The sequence below is a fragment of the Sphingobacterium alimentarium genome (genome assembly GCF_004342685.1).
Lineage (GTDB): Bacteria > Bacteroidota > Bacteroidia > Sphingobacteriales > Sphingobacteriaceae > Sphingobacterium > Sphingobacterium alimentarium.
In genome coordinates this window covers 1-18,720 of record NZ_SMBZ01000028.1, presented here as the reverse complement: position 1 = coordinate 18,720, position 18,720 = coordinate 1, and the positions used below count along the sequence as shown (strand labels likewise).

19 protein-coding genes and 2 pseudogenes are annotated in these 18,720 nt (G+C 39.8%); 3 read left to right on the top strand and 18 right to left on the bottom strand.

Annotated features, from left to right (window positions below):
• Position 1 precedes the first annotated feature (1 nt).
• The gene (locus EDC17_RS10760; protein WP_132778080.1) at positions 2-2,686 is read left to right on the top strand and encodes a carboxypeptidase-like regulatory domain-containing protein; all 2,685 of its coding nucleotides are present in this window, start codon (positions 2-4) and stop codon (positions 2,684-2,686) included.
• 74 nt (positions 2,687-2,760) lie between these two features.
• On the top strand, positions 2,761-3,507 hold the full coding sequence (locus tag EDC17_RS10755) for a dienelactone hydrolase family protein (RefSeq protein WP_132778079.1): 747 nt from the start codon (positions 2,761-2,763) through the stop codon (positions 3,505-3,507).
• An 80-nt stretch (positions 3,508-3,587) separates the two neighbouring features.
• Here the strand turns inward: EDC17_RS10755 and EDC17_RS10750 are convergent.
• Positions 3,588-4,117: pseudogene (locus tag EDC17_RS10750) on the bottom strand (transposase); the annotation flags it as partial.
• 347 nt (positions 4,118-4,464) lie between these two features.
• On the opposite strand from EDC17_RS10750, the gene EDC17_RS10745 reads away from it, so the two are divergent.
• Positions 4,465-4,902, top strand: a complete 438-nt coding sequence (locus tag EDC17_RS10745) for a Fic/DOC family N-terminal domain-containing protein (protein WP_132778078.1) — start codon at positions 4,465-4,467, stop codon at positions 4,900-4,902.
• A gap of 443 nt (positions 4,903-5,345) precedes the next feature.
• On the opposite strand, the gene EDC17_RS17270 is transcribed toward EDC17_RS10745, so the two are convergent.
• The 17 genes and pseudogenes from EDC17_RS17270 to EDC17_RS10685 all read right to left on the bottom strand — a co-directional run bounded on the left by EDC17_RS17270 (position 5,346) and on the right by EDC17_RS10685 (position 18,587).
• Positions 5,346-6,119, bottom strand: a complete 774-nt coding sequence (locus EDC17_RS17270) for a Fic family protein (protein ID WP_243646123.1) — start codon at positions 6,117-6,119, stop codon at positions 5,346-5,348.
• Positions 6,120-6,125: 6 nt separating this feature from the next.
• The gene (locus EDC17_RS17265) at positions 6,126-6,905 is read right to left on the bottom strand and encodes a hypothetical protein (protein ID WP_243646122.1); all 780 of its coding nucleotides are present in this window, start codon (positions 6,903-6,905) and stop codon (positions 6,126-6,128) included.
• Positions 6,906-7,499: 594 nt separating this feature from the next.
• Positions 7,500-7,910, bottom strand: a complete 411-nt coding sequence (locus EDC17_RS10735) for a type II toxin-antitoxin system YafQ family toxin (RefSeq protein WP_132778077.1) — start codon at positions 7,908-7,910, stop codon at positions 7,500-7,502.
• A complete protein-coding gene (locus EDC17_RS10730) occupies positions 7,910-8,104 on the bottom strand; it encodes a hypothetical protein (protein WP_028297204.1) in 195 nt (64 codons plus the stop codon). Before EDC17_RS10730 ends, EDC17_RS10735 begins: the two co-directional genes overlap by 1 nt.
• A 187-nt stretch (positions 8,105-8,291) precedes the next feature.
• A complete protein-coding gene (locus tag EDC17_RS10725) occupies positions 8,292-8,978 on the bottom strand; it encodes a VOC family protein (protein WP_132778076.1) in 687 nt (228 codons plus the stop codon).
• A gap of 212 nt (positions 8,979-9,190) precedes the next feature.
• Positions 9,191-9,787: a phage integrase SAM-like domain-containing protein gene (locus tag EDC17_RS16870; RefSeq protein ID WP_165894404.1), complete on the bottom strand. Its 597-nt coding sequence runs from the start codon at positions 9,785-9,787 to the stop codon at positions 9,191-9,193.
• A 628-nt stretch (positions 9,788-10,415) separates the two neighbouring features.
• Positions 10,416-10,637, bottom strand: coding sequence for a glycoside hydrolase family 15 protein (locus EDC17_RS17505; RefSeq protein ID WP_317126053.1), 222 nt, complete (start codon positions 10,635-10,637; stop codon positions 10,416-10,418).
• Between the two features lie 3 nt (positions 10,638-10,640).
• The gene (locus EDC17_RS17500) at positions 10,641-11,243 is read right to left on the bottom strand and encodes a glycoside hydrolase family 15 protein (protein WP_317126055.1); all 603 of its coding nucleotides are present in this window, start codon (positions 11,241-11,243) and stop codon (positions 10,641-10,643) included.
• An 82-nt stretch (positions 11,244-11,325) separates the two neighbouring features.
• Positions 11,326-11,496 carry a glycoside hydrolase family 15 protein gene (locus EDC17_RS17495; protein ID WP_317126054.1) on the bottom strand — a complete coding sequence of 57 codons (171 nt, stop codon included), beginning with the start codon at positions 11,494-11,496 and terminating at the stop codon, positions 11,326-11,328.
• Positions 11,497-11,702: 206 nt separating this feature from the next.
• The gene (locus EDC17_RS17490) at positions 11,703-12,218 is read right to left on the bottom strand and encodes a trehalase-like domain-containing protein (RefSeq protein WP_317126052.1); all 516 of its coding nucleotides are present in this window, start codon (positions 12,216-12,218) and stop codon (positions 11,703-11,705) included.
• A gap of 36 nt (positions 12,219-12,254) precedes the next feature.
• Positions 12,255-12,947, bottom strand: a pseudogene (otsB, locus tag EDC17_RS17260) (trehalose-phosphatase); the annotation flags it as partial.
• A 12-nt stretch (positions 12,948-12,959) separates the two neighbouring features.
• Positions 12,960-14,417, bottom strand: a complete 1,458-nt coding sequence (locus EDC17_RS10710) for an alpha,alpha-trehalose-phosphate synthase (UDP-forming) (protein WP_262708188.1) — start codon at positions 14,415-14,417, stop codon at positions 12,960-12,962.
• Positions 14,418-15,380: 963 nt separating this feature from the next.
• Complete coding sequence (locus EDC17_RS10705) at positions 15,381-15,764, bottom strand: metallophosphoesterase family protein (protein WP_132778074.1); 384 nt, start codon at positions 15,762-15,764, stop codon at positions 15,381-15,383.
• 430 nt (positions 15,765-16,194) lie between these two features.
• Entirely contained in the window at positions 16,195-16,575 is a 381-nt protein-coding gene (locus EDC17_RS10700; protein ID WP_207895744.1) for a DUF488 domain-containing protein, read from the bottom strand.
• Complete coding sequence (locus EDC17_RS10695) at positions 16,565-17,260, bottom strand: SMUG2 DNA glycosylase family protein (RefSeq protein ID WP_132778073.1); 696 nt, start codon at positions 17,258-17,260, stop codon at positions 16,565-16,567. The genes EDC17_RS10700 and EDC17_RS10695 overlap by 11 nt, the downstream gene beginning before the upstream one ends.
• A 188-nt stretch (positions 17,261-17,448) precedes the next feature.
• A complete protein-coding gene (locus tag EDC17_RS10690; RefSeq protein WP_243646121.1) occupies positions 17,449-17,970 on the bottom strand; it encodes a sigma factor-like helix-turn-helix DNA-binding protein in 522 nt (173 codons plus the stop codon).
• 218 nt (positions 17,971-18,188) lie between these two features.
• On the bottom strand, positions 18,189-18,587 hold the full coding sequence (locus EDC17_RS10685) for a tetratricopeptide repeat protein (protein WP_132778072.1): 399 nt from the start codon (positions 18,585-18,587) through the stop codon (positions 18,189-18,191).
• Positions 18,588-18,720 lie beyond the last annotated feature (133 nt).

Sequence of the window (18,720 nt, the reverse complement as noted above, 5' to 3'; positions counted from 1 at the left end):
TATGCGTCAATACATCTTAGTTCTGTTTTGTAGTTTTCTATTCTTTACAAATGCTTTTGGACAAGGAACAGAAATTTCGGGTAAAGTTATTGATGCTAAAACCAAGAAAGGACTTCAGGCCATTACGGTACTTCTAAAAAACAATGAAAATAAGATCATTGCTTTTAAATCTTCAGATAAAGACGGCAGCTTTAGTCTACGGACCTCAAAAGATATAACAGGTGCTTATATTGAAGTCAATCATTTGGGTTATAAGAAAAAGAGAATTGATGGTGTGGGAATAGGGGCGGTACAGACAATTGAACTGGAAGAAAACACCATTTTGCTCGAAGATGTCGAAATAAAGAGTAGACCTCATGTACGACAACAAGGCGATACACTTTCATACAATGTTTCTTCTTTTGCTCAAGATGAGGACCGTTCGATAGGTGATGTGTTAAAGCGGATGCCGGGTATTGAGGTTTCGGAATCGGGACAGATAAAATACCAAGGCAAATCGGTTTCTAATTTTTATCTAGATGGTGATGATTTGCTGAAGGACAAATATAGCATTGGTACTAAAACTATAGCGCACAAACTGGTACAGGATGTGCAGGTGCTCAATAATCATGAGCATATGAAAGTGCTCAAAAACAAGCGGTATACCGAAGAGGTGGCAATAAATCTTGTAATCAAGGATGAAGCAAAAATTTCTGTTTCTGGACAAGCTAAACTTGGAGCGGGTCTTCCCAAACAATATGATTTGGAATCAAATACGGTTTTATTCAACAAAAGATACAAAGGGTTAAATGTATTGCAAGGAAATAATATTGGAAATGAATTGCAAGGGGATTTAGTTGGTTTTAATTCTTCCTCAATATTAGCTCGATTAGGCCGAACGCAGATTAATAATCTATTAACTCTAGGAACCGTTGGGAATCCTCCTTTAGCAAAAGCACATTATTTCATGAATAATTCGGTTGGGGTGAATGCCAATAACATGTATAAGTTGAAAAAGGATTGGCAGCTTACCTCTAATATCCAAGGTGTATACGAACGTAGCACCAAAAATTTTGCAGGGAGAACCACTTATTTGACTGAAAATGGAAATATAAGTTTTGATGAAAGTCAATACGCCAAAACGAGGGAATGGTTAGGCTCATTCAATTTTGCGTTAGCAAAGAACATTGAAAGATTCTATTTCAACAATGAGTTTGCTTGGGAATATGAAGATGAAAATTCATTAGCGACGGTAACATCTAATACCTCAATATTTGATTTATCGCGCAATCACTTGATTAAGGGGTTCAAAAATAAAGTAGATTATGTACCCGCATTGAATAATGGGAATATAATACAATTCGGTTGGTACTTAAATTATGGGTCTAAACCACAAACGTTAGAAGTTATTCCGGGAGTATTTAATGTTTTATTAAAGGAAGCTGAGCCTTACGACCGAACCATTCAAAATGTTGAGGTTCCTTCATGGCTGACAAACCTTAGTTTGGGCTATAGATTGCCAAAGGGTAAAATTGGGCAGTATTATAGTGTGAATTTTATAGCAGACAAGCAAAACTTACAATCGGATATTGCAATCTTGGATGGGGGATCACCGATACAGCTAGATGCTAAGGATACCCAGAACGATATGCTGTGGTTACGATCTTCTATAGGGATTCAGGCGTCCTATGATTATAGATACCGTCGTTTTTCTTCACAGCTGATTTTGCCTTTGGCTTTACAAAATACCTCCTATAAAGATCCTCTTTTTCAACTAAGTGAGAATTTGGATAAAGTTATGTTTAGCCCCAGCTTTTCAAGCAAATATAATTTAGATCCCGAAAATGAATTGTCTTTCAATTATCAAAGGAGCAATACGTTCGGCAATATTGAAGATGTGTATCGCGGTCTGATTGTACGCAATTACCGTATGATTTCTAATAATACGGCGGGTATAAATGAATCTATCTCAAATAATTTTGGGTTGAATTATAAGACGGGTAGGACCGTAAAGCTTCTTTTTTATAATGTAGGATTAACCTACACTATTTCCCAAGCAACTACTATGATTTCAAATAGGATTGAAGAAGATAATTCTCAAGTTATTTTGGTTCAGCAGGAAAATGAAGTGAAGAATTATGGCGTGAATGTCGGTTTTGATAAATACCTATTCAATTGGGCAACCACGATTAAGATTGGTTCATCTATCGCCTGGACAGATTACAATCAGATTTTCAATGATGAATTGCTGCCTTTTCTAAATACGACATATACTATAAGTCCGAGAATCGAGGCCAAGGTATGGAAAAAACTGAATTTATCTTACTTCGGGAATTTAGGTTGGACAACGACTAAACAATTAAAAGCAAATCACGGACTCGATCGAAATACCTTTAATATTACGCAGAATTTGGGCTTTCCGATTACACTGTTTAAAGGTTTTCATATGCGTGTAAGTGGTCGTCATTTGTTTAGCCAGCAGCAAAATTTGAAGGATATTAATTATCTATTCCTCGATACATTTATGCGCTATACGTATAAAAAATGGAAGACTGATTTTGAGCTGAACATAACTAATATTGGAAATATTAAAAATTTTGAAACGTATAACATCAATGCGAATATGCAGTCCCAGAATAATTATGAGTTACGTGGAAGAATGGCTATTCTGAAAGCTGTGTTTAACTTCTCTAAAAAGACTGAATAACATTGATTTTCAATTTTAAGAACAAATTTTCTGTATTATATGTTGTAAATTAGATCATACTAATCTAGATAATTATGAAAAATCTATTTACAATATTATTCATCGTCATGAATTTAACCTACGGATATAGCCAAACATATAAAGAAGTTCTCTATCAAGATAATTCACAAAAGCTTAAAGGACTTGCTTTATTATCTTCTTCCTCGGCAGAAGCGCCTGGCGTGCTAATCCTCCCTGCTTGGAAGGGCATAGACCAAGAAGCTAAAGATGCTGCGGTGGCATTGAATAAGCAGGGCTATAAGGTATTCATAGCGGACATATACGGCGAAGGAAACATTCCACAGGACAATGCAACTGCGGGCAAACTGGCGGGTCAGTATAAGTCCGATTTCAAAGCATATCAGCATCGTATACAGCTGGCTCTGGATGAGTTCATTCGCCAAGGGGCGAATGCCAATAAAATCGCTGTAATTGGTTATTGTTTTGGCGGCACGGGTGCTTTAGAGGTTGCTAGAGCCAATATGAAGGTCGTAGGAGCGGTAAGCATTCATGGAGGGCTGGCCAAGGCGGCCGACAGGCCTAATGGACCGATAGAGACTAAAGTATTGGTGCAGCATCCTGCAGAGGACAAATCGGTAAGCAAGGCTGACTATGATAACCTTGAAAAGGAATTAAAGGAAGGCAAAGCGGATTACCAGATTATAACTTATGCGAATAGTGGACACACTTTTACAAATCCTGCTTCGGGAGATTATAATCCCGTCATGGCTAAGCGTGCTTGGAATCACCTCTTAATGTTTTTAAAAGAAGTGTTAGAATAAAAAAGTGACTCCATTTGGGGGCACTGAAAAAGTCTCAACTTATTGGATTCTTTCATTTTTTGGGCAGATTCTCCTTATTCCTCATTGATCTGATAAATCACCTTCCTTAATAACTTGGAGCGTTCCTTGAGTACTTCTAATGCTGTATATGGGTTCGATCTGGAATGGGTATGGGTCGCCTCTACGATGATAGATTTGGATTTAATAATATCTTTTTCAAGAGCAATCGATACGGTTTTATTAATCAACAGATTCGATAGATCCATATCTTTCAATCGTAGTTTGCGGAATTTAGTAAGCGAACTTGAATTGATTACATCCTCTTCTGGAGCTATTTCAAGAAAGTATTTAAAGGACATATCATACCTAGCTCGACAACATCTACATCCCAAACGGTTTATATAGTTTTTAAAACAAGGTACTTGAACATCTTAATTGGACTCTCTGCTGTACGACCATTCGTATGGCAATATTTAGCTAACAGCTCCTCGTAGATAAAACTGAAATCGATAAGATCGTTGATTTTTCGAAGTAGATTATCTTTAGGAACAATGATATCGTACAATCCTGAATAGGATCTGAACTGTATTTTTTGTTGAGTAGAGAGCATCTTGGTATCCGTTATAGACGACTTTAAGATACGAAAAAGGAGCAGAAACCTTTTGTTTTCTACTCCTTTTATTGCAGTTTACTAAATAGAGGCCTTTTTCAGTGCCCTTCCATTTGAAGTCGTTTTTTTGTAGCTCCAACCGAACAAATGTCGAAACATATTTTTGAGGACTTGGAGCGGTTAAGTACGGTAAATTACTATTAGAACCTTGAATTATCAGTTTTACTGAATAGTGGACTTTTAATCAGTACATGTTCATTTTTTTTGATAAAATGAACATGTATGCTAAATATGTCCATTTTCTTTCCTTGTGTATATGTCCAATATTAGACGATAATTGAACAGATATGCCGTACGATAGAACAAAACCTTTTAATGATCTTCCGCTAATGCCTCCGGTGGCCATTAGTGAGGGCATTGATATTTTAAAAAAATTGGTTACCGCTGCCAAAGCATTAGCGGGCGTAAATAATAATGTTCAACGTCTGCCTAATCCGTATATATTGGTCAATACGATTGCACTTCAAAAAGCTAAAGCATCATCGGCAATAGAAAACATCTTTACAACAGAAGATGAGCTTTATAAAGCTGTTTCGGACACTGTTCAGGAAAGGCATGCTAATCCGGCAACCATGGAACAAATTAAAACAGAGGATGATAACGATTGGCTTACCGCAGCAGACGATATCGACAAAGCAGCAAGAGTTTGTCTGAAATATATCCTAACCAAGGCGGCGGAAGAAGCTGGGTCTGGAGAATCCAAAGCTATTTTGAATATCGCATAAGTGTTTGGCCCGGACCTGGATATTAGAGTCATTCAAACTTTGCTCGGAAATAAAGATTACAATTTTGACCCCGAGGATTTACAATTGGGGAGGGAATTTAATGCGGATTTCGAGAAGGAATCGATTCAGAGCCAAATTGCCTATCTGGACAAGAGCTGGTCAAACACGCTGAGGATATCCAAGCCAAATTGCGCGCTGAACTAAAATAGAACGTAAATAAATGGTTTAGATAGTCGCAGAATTAACCTAATATGGGATTGACGAGTGGGGGGAACGGGAGGAAAGGGATATAGATCACGCTAGGCAATTTTTTTATCAGTCAATCTTGCAGGAAACTAATGGATTTACAGCATTTGGTACAGAGTTAGAAAGCAAAAAGGATTGACAATACTGCCAATCCTTTTTGCTTTCAACATGATTATTTAACTTCTATGGATTAAAGGTTATGCCGGTAATACAGCTACAGCTTTTCCTTTCATTCCCTCATTAACCAGATAACCAACAAAAGCAGCAAAAGGAGCAATATCCTGATCTACGCTTGCTTTTTCAAGCGCTTGCATAAATTCATCTCTTCTTTCCACGGGTATCACTGTCCATGGATAGCCTCCAGAAGCCAACATGGCATTCATTAAGAACCTTCCTATCCGTCCGTTACCGTCCATGTAAGGGTGAATGAATACAAATATAAAATGTCCTAAAACAGCCCTAACAGAACCTTCTGGTTCTTCTTCGAGCATTTCAAACAATATAGGTATAGCATCTCTCATAGCGTCTACGCTAAGTGGAACATGCTTTGAATTACCTATATATACCTGATGATTACGATAACCGGCAAGATCTGATGCTTTCAGTATTCCAGCAGTTACACTTGGGTCAAACAGCTCTCTATACCATTTTGAATGATCCATATCTGCTTGTATACCGGCACTTTTTCCTTGTAAAACAGCTCTTATACTTTCTTTTACAGACAGGAAAGCTTGATAATAGCCTCTGGCAGCCATCGCATCACGTTGCTTACGGTCTTCCTCATTTTCCTTGGCATTCCATTCGCCTGAACTTACCTTGGCAATAAGCTCGGGCGTTACTCGGTAACGCTCAATGGATAGTGAGTGGTAAGCATCTGTCACATATACATCGTCAATATTTTTAACATATAAATCATGATTGGCTGGAATACCAGGTGCAGCAGGAAAGTTTTTGATCACAACCTCACGCATTAGTGTTCACATCAGGCGTATACGGTTAGCGTAGGGTGAACGTTCACGCGTGGACAACTTTAGGTCCAGTTTTCTTTCAAAAGGGTCTTCTTCACGGATATCATAGTCTGCCTGTTTAAAAGTGTCTATAATTTGATTGGCTATCTTGTTCCTGTCAATATTACGGAAAGCGCCAGCAAGGCGTCCGGCTAAAGTAGTATGTCCGTTCTCTAGAAGTACTGGTAAAAGCTCCGAAGCATCGCGTATCATTGACAATACTGTTCGTGCATCAATAGCATTACGGGTATAGGTGCTGGCAGAACTGTATATTAATGCTGATTGTAGATTGTACATCCGGATACCGTTTGGGGTTACGATAAGCTGATCTGCAGATGGCAGTTCTCCACGGATATTGAACAAAGAGGTATTATGTGGCAATGGCGTAGGATTGTTGTTTCCTTGTGGTGAACGAACAAGCAATTGCTGTGGTACCGATTGATTGGCCGCGTGTAGCAATAATGACTGATCGGCAGACAGGCACCAATTATCACCATACTTTCTTTCCAGAAATATAGCAACAAAATCCCAATAGGAGCTATACCAGGCTGTTGTCTCACCATCCTTTTCCTCTGGACTCGTGATGATATACCATCCCTTAACTACCTCTCGTATAAAACCATTCTTGGAAAGTATCTCACGGTATTTCCTGTTCGGCATATGATCTGTATGAACGCCTACAATTCTCTTTTCCTGTAGCTCTTGCAAGAATTTTAGGGCCTCTAGAAATCTTTCACGTGGTGTTGCCATGTCCTTATAAATTTATTAAACACTGCGGTGCTATTTTTATTAAAACAAGATGTGTTTATTTTATTGTATTGTGATGTGGTAATTATATTAAACCGTGTTTTTTAAGCAAAAATAATTCAAAACTCTCGGAAATTTTACAATTCTGTAAAACTCATCCTAAATGGAGGCATTTGAGTGACACCCTGAAAAGTTATGAAAGCTAGAGCACCGCCTTCACGGAGCATGTCCGTTCCCTTTAAAAAAAATAGTTGTGAACCCTGAGGATAGCTTGCTCTCTTGCAGAATCTATTCTCCTAGAATAGGAAAGGTCAAATACCTTAGTATCACCAAATGGAATATTGCTGGTAACCACACCGTAGTTTCCCTTTTCTTTTTCTGAGCAAGCGGAAGTTGGGCAGAGCCCTACTTTTTTTGGTCTAACTTGTCCAAATGGAGATTCTGGTATCCTTTGAATATATCTTATCTATTTTGCTGTTAGTTTAGATTGATATTTAGTATACTTTTAAGTATACTATAATGGGGGTATTCACCTTCTAGAGCCAACTTATGCCACTTAAGGTCAAGAATAAAAGTATTATAACATTCTAGTCTAGATTAGTTTAACTGATGCAATGTAGCATCTAGTTTAATACTAATCTTCATGGAAATAAACTTGGTTACAAAAGAAGATTTACCCATCTTCAAAGAAGAAGTTACGATAGCTATTGAGCTTGTGTAACTGGTAAATACGATGTCAGAACTATTGGTAATAGCAGTACAATTTAAGGATGAACGTAAGAAAAATTCGTATCCCTGTTCCCAAATTAACAGCCAATCGGGTAGGATATGGCACTCCCAAAAGCCTTTATAATTACCCGTCAACTTGTGCGGTTTGTTCTTTGGCGGGAGCGAGCCTTTTTCAACCAATTGGGTCACGACTTCATCGAGTAGTCGCATATCCAAACCTCGCTTTTTTGCGAGTTTAATATCTTTTTTAAACTTTCCTGTCTGTTCAAGCTGATACATTACGAATAAAGTTCTTTTCTAAAATCTTCAAGGGTGGTTTTGGTCGCCTTGCCCGACTTCGCCTCCTTTATCGCCTTTTCAGTATCTTTATTATAACGAGGTTCTTCAAGCTCTACAAAAGGAAGTGTTTTAAGGTATTCATAGAATACTTTAGCCTGCTTGCTTCGCTTATCTATCTTTATTGTGATTTCCATATCCGCAAATTTTAATGATACTACCCAAAGTTACTAAAAAATAAGATTGTTCGCTATTGGCTGGCGAAAGAAAGAAGAAAGCCCAATATGGCTGAATAGCTTTTTACCGTAAATGCCCAAAGCGAGAACGGTGTAGGGTAAGAGCGGTGGGGTTTCGCAGGCCACAAATGTGCGGAGGGGAGAGAATTTAGTACAATCCATTTTGTCTTTTTCTTAACTCTCGACCTGTATATTCTAATCGATGTAATTTACCATTATTCTCAATATCTACTTCAAAAGGAACAGGTTTTATTTTCATCTGTGTCTGAAACCAAGTCTCTTTTTCATTATAATTAGCCATCACAAATTTCCCCTCGGGTGAACCGTTCGCACCAAATCTCGTTAAGTTTCCTTTCCATAACGTTGTTTGGCATTTTTCTTCTAAAAGTAAATTTACTTTTTTAATGTCATCAGTTCCAATACCCATTTCACTTATACCCAACACATCAGAAATATCGAATTGTTTATCTATATCATTCTTTAAATCATGATGGATAATAAATTCTGAAATGTTCCCACCTCCATCATAAAAATAGAAAGAGACGGCATTCCAATCTTCGAAGTCAACCGCTTTTTCTCCGCCCTCTAACTTAATAACCTCAACCCGTTCTTCCATCCACTTTAAATCCTCTTTCAACGTATTTGATGGGATTAAAAAGCAATAATGATACAGAAAAGGCTCGGTGGATTGTTTAAACTTCAATATTGACCAACCAATTTTTACGCTAAAGGTATCTTGTGTTTCATTATTGATTTCCAAACCTAAAGTTTTGTAATAAAAATCCTTTACCTCTTGAAGTTTGTTGGTTCGTAAAGTCAAGTTTTTGATTTTCATTCTTAAATTCTTTATTGTATATATCGGAGTTATTCGACCTATTCTGACAAATCTTGAATACATTGCTCCCTTATTCTCCAAATTTCTTCAAGTGAATACTTTATATTACTATTTTTATGAAGCCAATTATCCACAAACACTTTATGGATTCCGCTGGGTAAGTCCGGCCATCTTCCCGATAATCTTGATGTAATCGTTCAGCTTTTGGTTGCTTATCGGCTTTGGATAAAGGTAGGTTCCATCTTCCCCACGGTAGTTTTCCAAGATTTCACGGGTGACCGGCAATATAGGAATTGCAACGAAAACCCCTGTTTTTCTGTTTCAATATGGATAAAGTCACCGTGAACCCGTGCTTTATCCGCTAATACCGAATAGTCCTGAAAGCGGAGTCCGCTCCATGCGCCGAGCAGATATAGGTCACGCGCGTTCTTCAGACCTGGATGGCCTGTTAGGTCAACGGAATGTATTGCCTCTAACTGTTCTATATCGTTATATACCGCATCGGTTTCCTCTTCCACCTTGATGAACGCCTTTGATTTATATATTTCGTTGGCATGCCAACCGAGTTCCTTAGCTTCACCCATAAAAAGTTTGATGTGCTTGATGACCTTACCAAAGTAGTTGAGCGAAAAAATACGGTCTGTGAACATATAATCCCGCAGGTCATGGTAGAAATCCATTGTCACGTTATCGAAGTTCAGCCTTTTCAGCTTCCTATGCTCCACGTACTCCTGCAATAGCGTTCGGCTACCCTCGTAGGAGCGGATGGTGTTCTCCCTGTAACGCATTCCTGCACGTTTGCCTTTCATCACGGTTCGCTTGCCCTCACGGCTAAGTTTTACCTGTCGGTCAAAAAAGGAAATCAGCAATTGGCTGGGGTCGGATGCCTTTACCGTGGTTGCCCCTGCAAGTAGCCCTATTACCTGTTTCTTGAAGATGGCCTTATCGGGATAGCTTTGGAATTTGTTCACGTGGTTTCGGTACTCGCTTTCAACCGTAGCCCTTACGGTGGCAAGCTTTTCAACTATGGCTTTCGCCTCGGCCGATTCAAGCCTTTTCAGTCCGCCGATGGGTCTTTCCTTTTGGGGGTTCTTTTTGTCGAATTCCGGTGAATTTCGGCGAACCCTATGAAACGAAAAACCGCCTTTAAATGTATTTAAAGACGGTTTTTGAATCTTCTTGGCTTTCTTTGGAGCCTCTCGGTAGCCCGTAGGGGAATACCACCCTTAAAGCAATGAACTAATTATCAATGTTTTACAAACATTACTTTCGCCGACTCACCGAATCACTCACTTGTATGCCATACTTTTTTGCTGCAATTGCCATATAGCTTAAAGCTACGGAATCCGAATAATAGGTACAAGTTTAAATCTTAAAAATAACCTACTGAGCCTGTTTGCAACAGGTATTTACCCCAGTTGATCCGTACAAACCGTATTATTCGTATAGGCTGTCAAAGAATGTCGGATTATCTAATTTGATAGCGATGCGGTAGGCCGCATTGACAAGCCCCACATGACTATAAGCCTGTGGGAAATTTCCCCACTGGCTTCCATCCTCATTGTCCACATCTTCGCTGAACAACATGAGGTGATTGCCGAAGGAGAGGAGCTGCTTAAAGACGTCTTGAGCTTCCTCCAGTCGACCTACACAAGCCAATGCCTATACATACCAAAAGGAACATACCAAAAAAGTAGATTTGGGGCGACCAAAATCGTCCTTATGCAGGTAGCGGTAAAATAGATCATGTTCTCCCTTCAATACTTTTTCCAGTTGGACCAGGTGGTCTTTCGCTTTGGTCGAGTTAGGGTTTAAGTATCCCATCATGATCAATTGTAAGGTAAAGGCATCCAGATCGGTGTTATCCTGTGCATTGGTGTATGCCTTCCGTTGATCATCGTAGCAGCTCTCTATATGCTCGATGGCACGTTCACGTTTACTATTGGCTTGAATAGATATTTCTTCGAGGCTGTACTGGCGGGCTATTTTTAACGCCGTCGTAGCACCGGCCCATTGAAATAGATTGGAATAGCAATGCCTTTTTTCCATGTTGCGGAACTCCCAGATGCCGGCATCCTTTTCATCGATGGTAAGTTCCATTTTCTGGAGGACGAAGCGCGTCCACTGAGACGCTAAGCCCTTGTTTTGATGGCGAAAACGGTAATCGGTAAAAAGTGGAAGTAAGTCGATCATAGCCTGTCCATATACATCGTTCTGTATATGTTCGGAGGCCTGATTGCCGATACGGATCGGTTTATTGCCCATATACCCCTTAAGAAAGTCCAGCGTTTTTCTTCTAAGTTGGATTGCCCCAGGATGCCGTAAAGGGTTGCAATCGTCCTGCATCCTACTGGGTGATATTGGCAATGTAAGAAGCATATTTTTCCATTTCTTCGAAATGACCGATATGACTTAATGCGGTCATCACGTAATAACTGTCGCGCACCCAGCAGAAGCGGTAGTCCCATTTGCGCCCTGTACCGGGATGTTCGGGAAGGCTGGTGGTACTGGCTGCAATGATATCTCCGGTGTCTTCATACTGATGTAGCTTTAAAGCCAGAGCCGATCGTAACCCTTCCTTTTGATAAAAGGACGGAATGGATGCATTCTTTACCCAGCGGTGCCATTACTGACGTGTACGGTCCAAAAACTCTTCGGCCGTCCGTTCTATAGGTGCTTCAAACGGATTGCCAAACGTGAGGATAAGATATACCGGTTTGTTGATCAAATAGGCCCAATCGTCGAAGAATGGCTGGTTGGCATATTTGTAACCAGACGCATCTTGACATCGCCCCATTCAAACTGGATGTGATTGCTACCTCTGTTTTTTTGAAATGAGGATTTTCCGAAGTGATATTTGGGATCGCATTCTACACGTACCTTGGGATGCCCAGAGATAAGCTCTATCTTGCGGATCAGAATGAGTGGTTTGTAATAAGGTTCGTACTGTTCAAAACGTGGTGCATAGTCGGTAATCCGATAACTTCCCTCGGCGCTCTCGATAGTGGAACAGAGTATATTGGTGTTTTCTACATAATATTGACTGGAATGTATAATGCCGCTGGGTGGTGTGATGCTAAATCGCCCTCCCTGATGTTCGTCCAGCAGCGTACCGAACACAAAGGAGTCTTCGAATGAAGGCCAGCAAAGCAAATTGATATTGCTGTCATTACCCACATGGGCGATATAGGCACAGTTTCCAATTATTCCACTATTAAAAATATGTTTTTGTCTTCTCATTTTTATCATTTATGGGTTATTTAATACTTCTGTCGGCTATGGCGTCAACTGCTGCAATAGCTTGATCGCTTCCTCCTGGTTTTCAACGTAGTAACGCGCTAAGGTCTGTTTATTACCTACTTTGACGGTCACTGCCGAATCGGGCAGTTCGTAAAACATATCCTCGTCGGTAGAATCGTCGCCAATAGCAAAGATGAAATCGGGCCTGTAATGAGCTACTACTTCTAAAGCGGATTTTCCTTTGTGCAAACTATTTATTTTGACTTCAATTACCTTCTCTCCCACAAGCAGTTGCAGGTCATATTGCGGTAGAAGGTGTCGGAGCGCATCTGCAAGTTCCTGGACACGAATAATACCTTATCCGGCGTGTACCTTACGGTAATGCCATGCCAAAGAGTAGTTTTTTTCTTCGATAATAGAGCCCGGAGTCCGGTCGGTAAATTTGGCCATGATACGTCTTACCGGAGTCTTCCAGGTGGTAGGCATACTGGGTTTGTCCCGCCACAGACCATCCGGAACATTGCTCCAAGCACCGTGCTCAGCGATCAGGTAGTAATTGGTATTTCCAAACCATCTCTTGATATCGGTATGCGGACGACCGCTAATTATGGTGATCTGAAGGGCATCCTCGCTCTGAAGGCTTGATAGCAACTCCAGCACCTGCATGGTGGGCTTAGTAGCACTGGCATCCTTCTTAAATCCGACTAGCGTACCATCATAGTCCAGAAAAAATAGACGCCTTTAGGCTTGTTGAAACTTATCGATCAACCTCTGGAGTGTAGCACCCTGCATCTTGCGGCTAGCGGATGCTTCTTGTTCTCTTTTCACTTCGTGCAATCTTGCGAAAAACAATTTTGCCCAATGCGAAATGTTGAATTTTTTGACCATAGATACATTGCTTCGCATACGTTGCTGCCGCTCCAACTTGGGCATGTAAATAGCAAAGTGCATCGCTTGCATAATGTCCTCTATGGCATTGGGGTTGATCTGTATCGTCTCGGACAGTTGTTTGGCGGCACCCGCAAATTCACTTAAAATAAGTACACCGTTGTAATCCTGTGCTTTGCTGGCAATGTATTCTTTACACACGAGATTCATGCCGTCTCGAAGAGAGGTCACCAAGCAGATGTCTGCCGCTATATAGAGTGCCGAGAGATCTTCGACAGGTAATGAATTGTAGAAATAAGTAATAGGCGTCCAGTCGTCCGAACCATACACCGCGTTAATATGCCCGACCATGCGGTCTATCTCGCCCCGAAGGAGTTTATACTGTGTTACAGTGTCCCGGGAAGGAACGACGAGCATATATAAGACGACCTTATTGCGCAGCTCGGGGTATTGCTGTAGCAGACTTTCGTAGGCAGATAAGCGCTCTAAAATACCTTTGCTGGAATCCAAACGGTCGATCGATAATATTAATTTACGCTTTTGGTATTGGTCTTTAAGCACCTCTGCTTTGGCCAGAACAACCTCGGAGCAGGACAATGCTTTAAATTTATCGAAATCTATACCCATCGGAAACACTTCAACGTGGACACAGCGATCGCGACAGCGAACACTATTATTTTTGGGCGAAAGACCTAAGATATTCAAGCAGGAGTTGAGAAAGTTCGGGGCATTATGATACGTATGGAAGGCTATTAAATCTGCACTTAACAGACCTTTTAAAAGTTCATTGCGCCACGGGATACAACGAAATATTTCATCTGTCGGAAAGGGGATGTGCTGGAAATAACCTATCGTCAAATCACTACGTTGCTGCCGGAGTAACTGAGGCAAGAGCATGAGCTGATAATCATGGACCCTCAATTCGTCCTTGGAAGTAATATTTTGCTTTAATACGATATTACAAAAGTACTGATTTACTTTCTGATACGCTAACCAATAAGATTTCTCAAAAACGGCATAGGATAATCGGTAGTGACATATAGGCCATAGTACCTTATTGGAAAAGCCCTCGTAGTATCCTTCGAGATCTTCCGCAGTAAGAAATACGGGAATAAGATTCATTTTGGCAAGCTCCATGCGAATCAATTGTTCTTCGTTTTCATCTTCGGGGATGTAGCCCGGCCAGCCCACCCATACATTACTACTGGTCTTGTAGTAAGATCCTAAGCTCGTAGCTAAGCCACCTTCACTCGAAATAAAGTGTAATTCATCGACACGTTTTTCAATACGAACCGGTAATCGATTGGAAATAATTATAGTTCTTTTTTTTGCAAAAAAGGTACGGTAATAGGTCGTTGACCTATATGAGTGTAAGAATAGCTATGATCAAGTATTAGTAGCGGGCTATTCTAGCGGCTCATTCTGTCAGTAGGAATTCTCCAGGATGTATGATGTGTGTCTTAGGGCCTGTCTTATGAGCCAATATGGCTAACCGGTTTAAGATGTCTACATTACTTTGTGGATCTGGTTTGAGGGCGCGTTCTAAAAATATATCCCTGTATATTTTTCTGCTCCTGCCAATTAGAAGGTGCTCCACACCTGCGTCCATTATCTTCTTATTATATCTGTGTGCGCCCTGAAATACCACAATCTGTGCAATCGGATTTTGTTGTTTTCCTTCGTCTGTCCTGTTGTTAGCGAGTGGTTCGAGTTCTCATATCGAATAGACAAATATTTTTCATTGATGGATATATCGGTATTTGTAATCTCAGGTGCATTAATCTCCCTAGCATTAAAGTCTTTTCTGTCCCATCGTGTTTCAATAATCGCTATAGCTTCCGTTCGATCAGAGACTAGTTTAGCACTGGTTTCAATAGAAAATTTATCCGTAGACGGATATAGATCATCTCCCCTTTTTCAAATAATTAATAAAACCAGCAGGACCAGTATTAGCAATAAACATATCCACAAAGACGAAGGCTTTTTTCTTTTTACTTCAAAATGCGCCATATCAATCTTTTTGTTGAATGAACACGTACCATTAATAAAAGTTCAAAAGATCTCTATAACCCCATTGCTAACAACCGCAAATAATCGACTTTAAGCGGTATCTTTTATTATATTGCCCCATCCAACAATCAAATGCGGGAAGTATAAATACATTATCCTGCAGAGCGAAACAGTGCAAACGAATTACTGTCTCCCTTGACCCTGTATCTGTATACCCAGATGTAGATAGCATTTCGGTACTCAATGCCTCTATAGGAATTTCGGTCAAGGGTTCGTGCGATAGAATAAAGTGATGCTCAATCCGGAAGTAATCTTCCACATAACGTGAAGCTGATGTAATAGAGCTTCGTGAAAAATATCGTGATTGCCAATGTTAAGGAGTAAAGCTATATCCTTAAATTGTTGTAAATAGACCTCGAATTCGTCGCACTCTCTATTCCAGGGAGAATGAAAGAGATCTCGTAAGAAAACAGCGTGCTGCACTGTGAGATGATCAAGTATACGCTTGAGACGCTCGAATTCTTTTTGTAACAGCATAGGAACAAAAATACCTTCCTGCATAAAATTTTGGGAAGTGCGGGTAATCTTAACTTCCTTATTGAGCTGGTTCCAATCGCCATTATTGGATAAAGAAAAGTCTCTGTCCACAGATGCGCTTTCCCGTACACAGCATCGGCAACCCCGACATCAAGTGCAGGGTAACCCTAATCATGGATGGCCAGCCCATAGAGGAGAATATCGACAGCGATTTCCGCTTTTAAAGATTGAAAATGAGAATTATCCTCATTTTACTTTAATCCTTCCGTTGCAGGATTCGTATAAAACCAATAGTCGAATTCGTGTATGAGCTTTGATAAGGCACGATACACGCTCAGCTATAAGATTCATTAACTGACATCTTTAATTTCACTTTCCATGGAGTTTAAATTAATGTATTTACAGAATACGATAATTTATCCAAATGAACCTTGGCGACCGCAGTATAAGGGTGTTCCTTCGCTTTTCCAATTGAAGAAATATGCCATACATACCAGCCATGAACTTTGAGATAATCCGAAACCATAGGTCGGTGGCAACTCTACCATACGGCCTCCGAACACATGATAACCGTCTTTTGCTTTCTAGCCCATTCCTCAAGTTCATGAATTCCTATACGAAATTCCTCTGTTTCCATATAATCCGCAAAACCCCGGAAAGAAAGGTTTTTCCAAGCTTGATTTGAACTGTTTTTTTTAGCTGTCCTGCGGCCTCCTAAAGAAATCAAATGTTGATAATGTATTCCCCCAGCTGTTAAACTTGTTTTCAAGGCCTCCTGATTGAAGTGGGGATACTTCCGAGAACCCGGATACCTGCAGATATCAACAAGTAAGTCGATTTCAAAAGACTTCAATATATCTAAAAACTCTTGGATAGGACGGATAGAGTGCCCGATAGTGTATATGGTTTTCTTAACTTTCATCAGATGGATGAAAAGACAATAAGTACTTATCGATATACAATTGCCTTTCTTTGGATTTATATTGTTGGATAAATCTAGGATGCTCCAGCACCGTTAGTTTCTTGAAAAACTTTCCTTCTCGATTTAACTTATCAATAAATTTCGCGTTCTTCTTTCCTAATATAAAGACCTCTTCCTGGTTTAAACCCATTGCAATATGTTTTTTCAAGGACTCAATCATAAAGTCCTTAACGGCCATATATAACTCAGGTTTATCGTAGTAATTTGCATTTATAAATTGTCCGGGTGTCACTTCTTTTATGATGGCTAAAGGAAAAGGAGAGTTAATGTAAAAGTTCCTATAGAATGCCGACGCACCTCCATAAGCAGCAATCATATCATACATATAGACAGATGATATCTCATGCGTTCTGGCAGAAAGCATCTGAACCCCACAGGCAGATGCCAATCTTTTGGTATCAGTAAAAGGAACACCCGTCACCCCAGCACCGTGTCTGCTTGGATTAATGCCGATGAGAAACCGACGTTCATACTGATCCGCATAGAATTTTTGATAGAATCGCTTCATAACCTCTATGGTCTCGGGATTATCCAAAAAAGGATTCATCACAAAATACCCCACTGGCAATTTACCAGTAAACTTGAGGTTTTGATTAAAATAAATTATTTTATCGGCAAAATTCATTTGACTGGTGGATTGCCTATTATCTTTATTTAAAAATCATTGTACAGAAGAATAATTGCTTCAAAAGGGTAATTCGTATTATCATATTATCCTCTAATTAATTTATTAGGTGATTGATGACTAAAATTTCTGAAGGTGCCCAGTCTAAACAAATTAGTTAATTCCTTTTTAATATAAAAAAATGCCAGTTAGGGAAGAATAGCGACAAATACTTCAACGTTCGTTACTTCGCCGGTATCACGGTCGACGATCTGGAGCTTCTTTCCAGCAAAGTCTATGAACATTTCCTGCCCGGCAACATGGTCGAGCTTCATGGAGCCTTTTTCTATAGGATATTTACGGCGGTAATGCTCCAGAAACTGGGTATAGCTATATGGATCTTTGCTCTGTTCGACATATTGCTGATAGTGGTACAGAAAGGTAAAGCCGGGATGGTTACGCGCCCTGTTTACACCCTCGAAAAACAGCATCAGTTCATTGTGACGGTCGGTATCGATCGTAGTATAGGAAGAAAATAATTCAGCTAAAGCGGCATTGTCCAACTCCAGAAGAGACGTGAAAGGGTAATCACTGGCAGAGAACAGTTTGATATAGGTATTTACGGTATTGCGTGAAATACCCAAAATGACGGCTATTCTACGATTGCTCAAACCATCAATATGTAATGTAAGGATCTGTTTTAAGTCCATTGGATCAAGTATATTGGCCATGTCGCTGATTTTTTTTGGCGACAAGGTAATTTATTGATCTCAGAAAGTGGCACAAATCAAAACGTAAACCTCTGTTGTTTAGAGAGTAGTGACATAGATGATGATTGACGGACGGTGGCACAAATCGAACCGTAATAACAAATTAAGGAGAGAATATGAAACCAAAATTTTCTTAAAAACTAATCTTGGCACAAATCGATCCGTAATATACTAAATCATTACTGGTCATATGGCACATTTTGAACCGTAATAACTGGCCCTAACAGACTTAAATGACTGGCACAAATCGATCCGAAATATCCAGCATAGGCTAGGTGAAAGTCTGCATCTTGAACCTGTCTAAGTTCCAATTTTTGAAAAACCATTCGGGCAGAATCTACCGCATCCATCCATGTATACAATCGACCTAAGAATACTTGAATATCCGTATACTCTGGACTACGTGCTAAGGCTTGTTTGGAAAGCTGAATGGCCTTAGGATAATCTTTTTGATCAAATGCAGTTTTACGTGCTAATGCAAAAAGCTGATCCGAATCCAAATCCTGTGCATTTATGCTAAACGGATGAAAAAATAAAAAAGCCAATACGCCCAATAAAGTTTTGATGTGGAGCTTCATAGGTAAAATAGATAGATTGAGCCAAAGATAAGACTTAGTTGTGAACGGTAAATAATAATGCAGAGTTTTTGGCAATTAGTACTGCAGAGTTTTTGGCAAGAATTACTGCAGAGTATTCGGTAAGAATGAATAC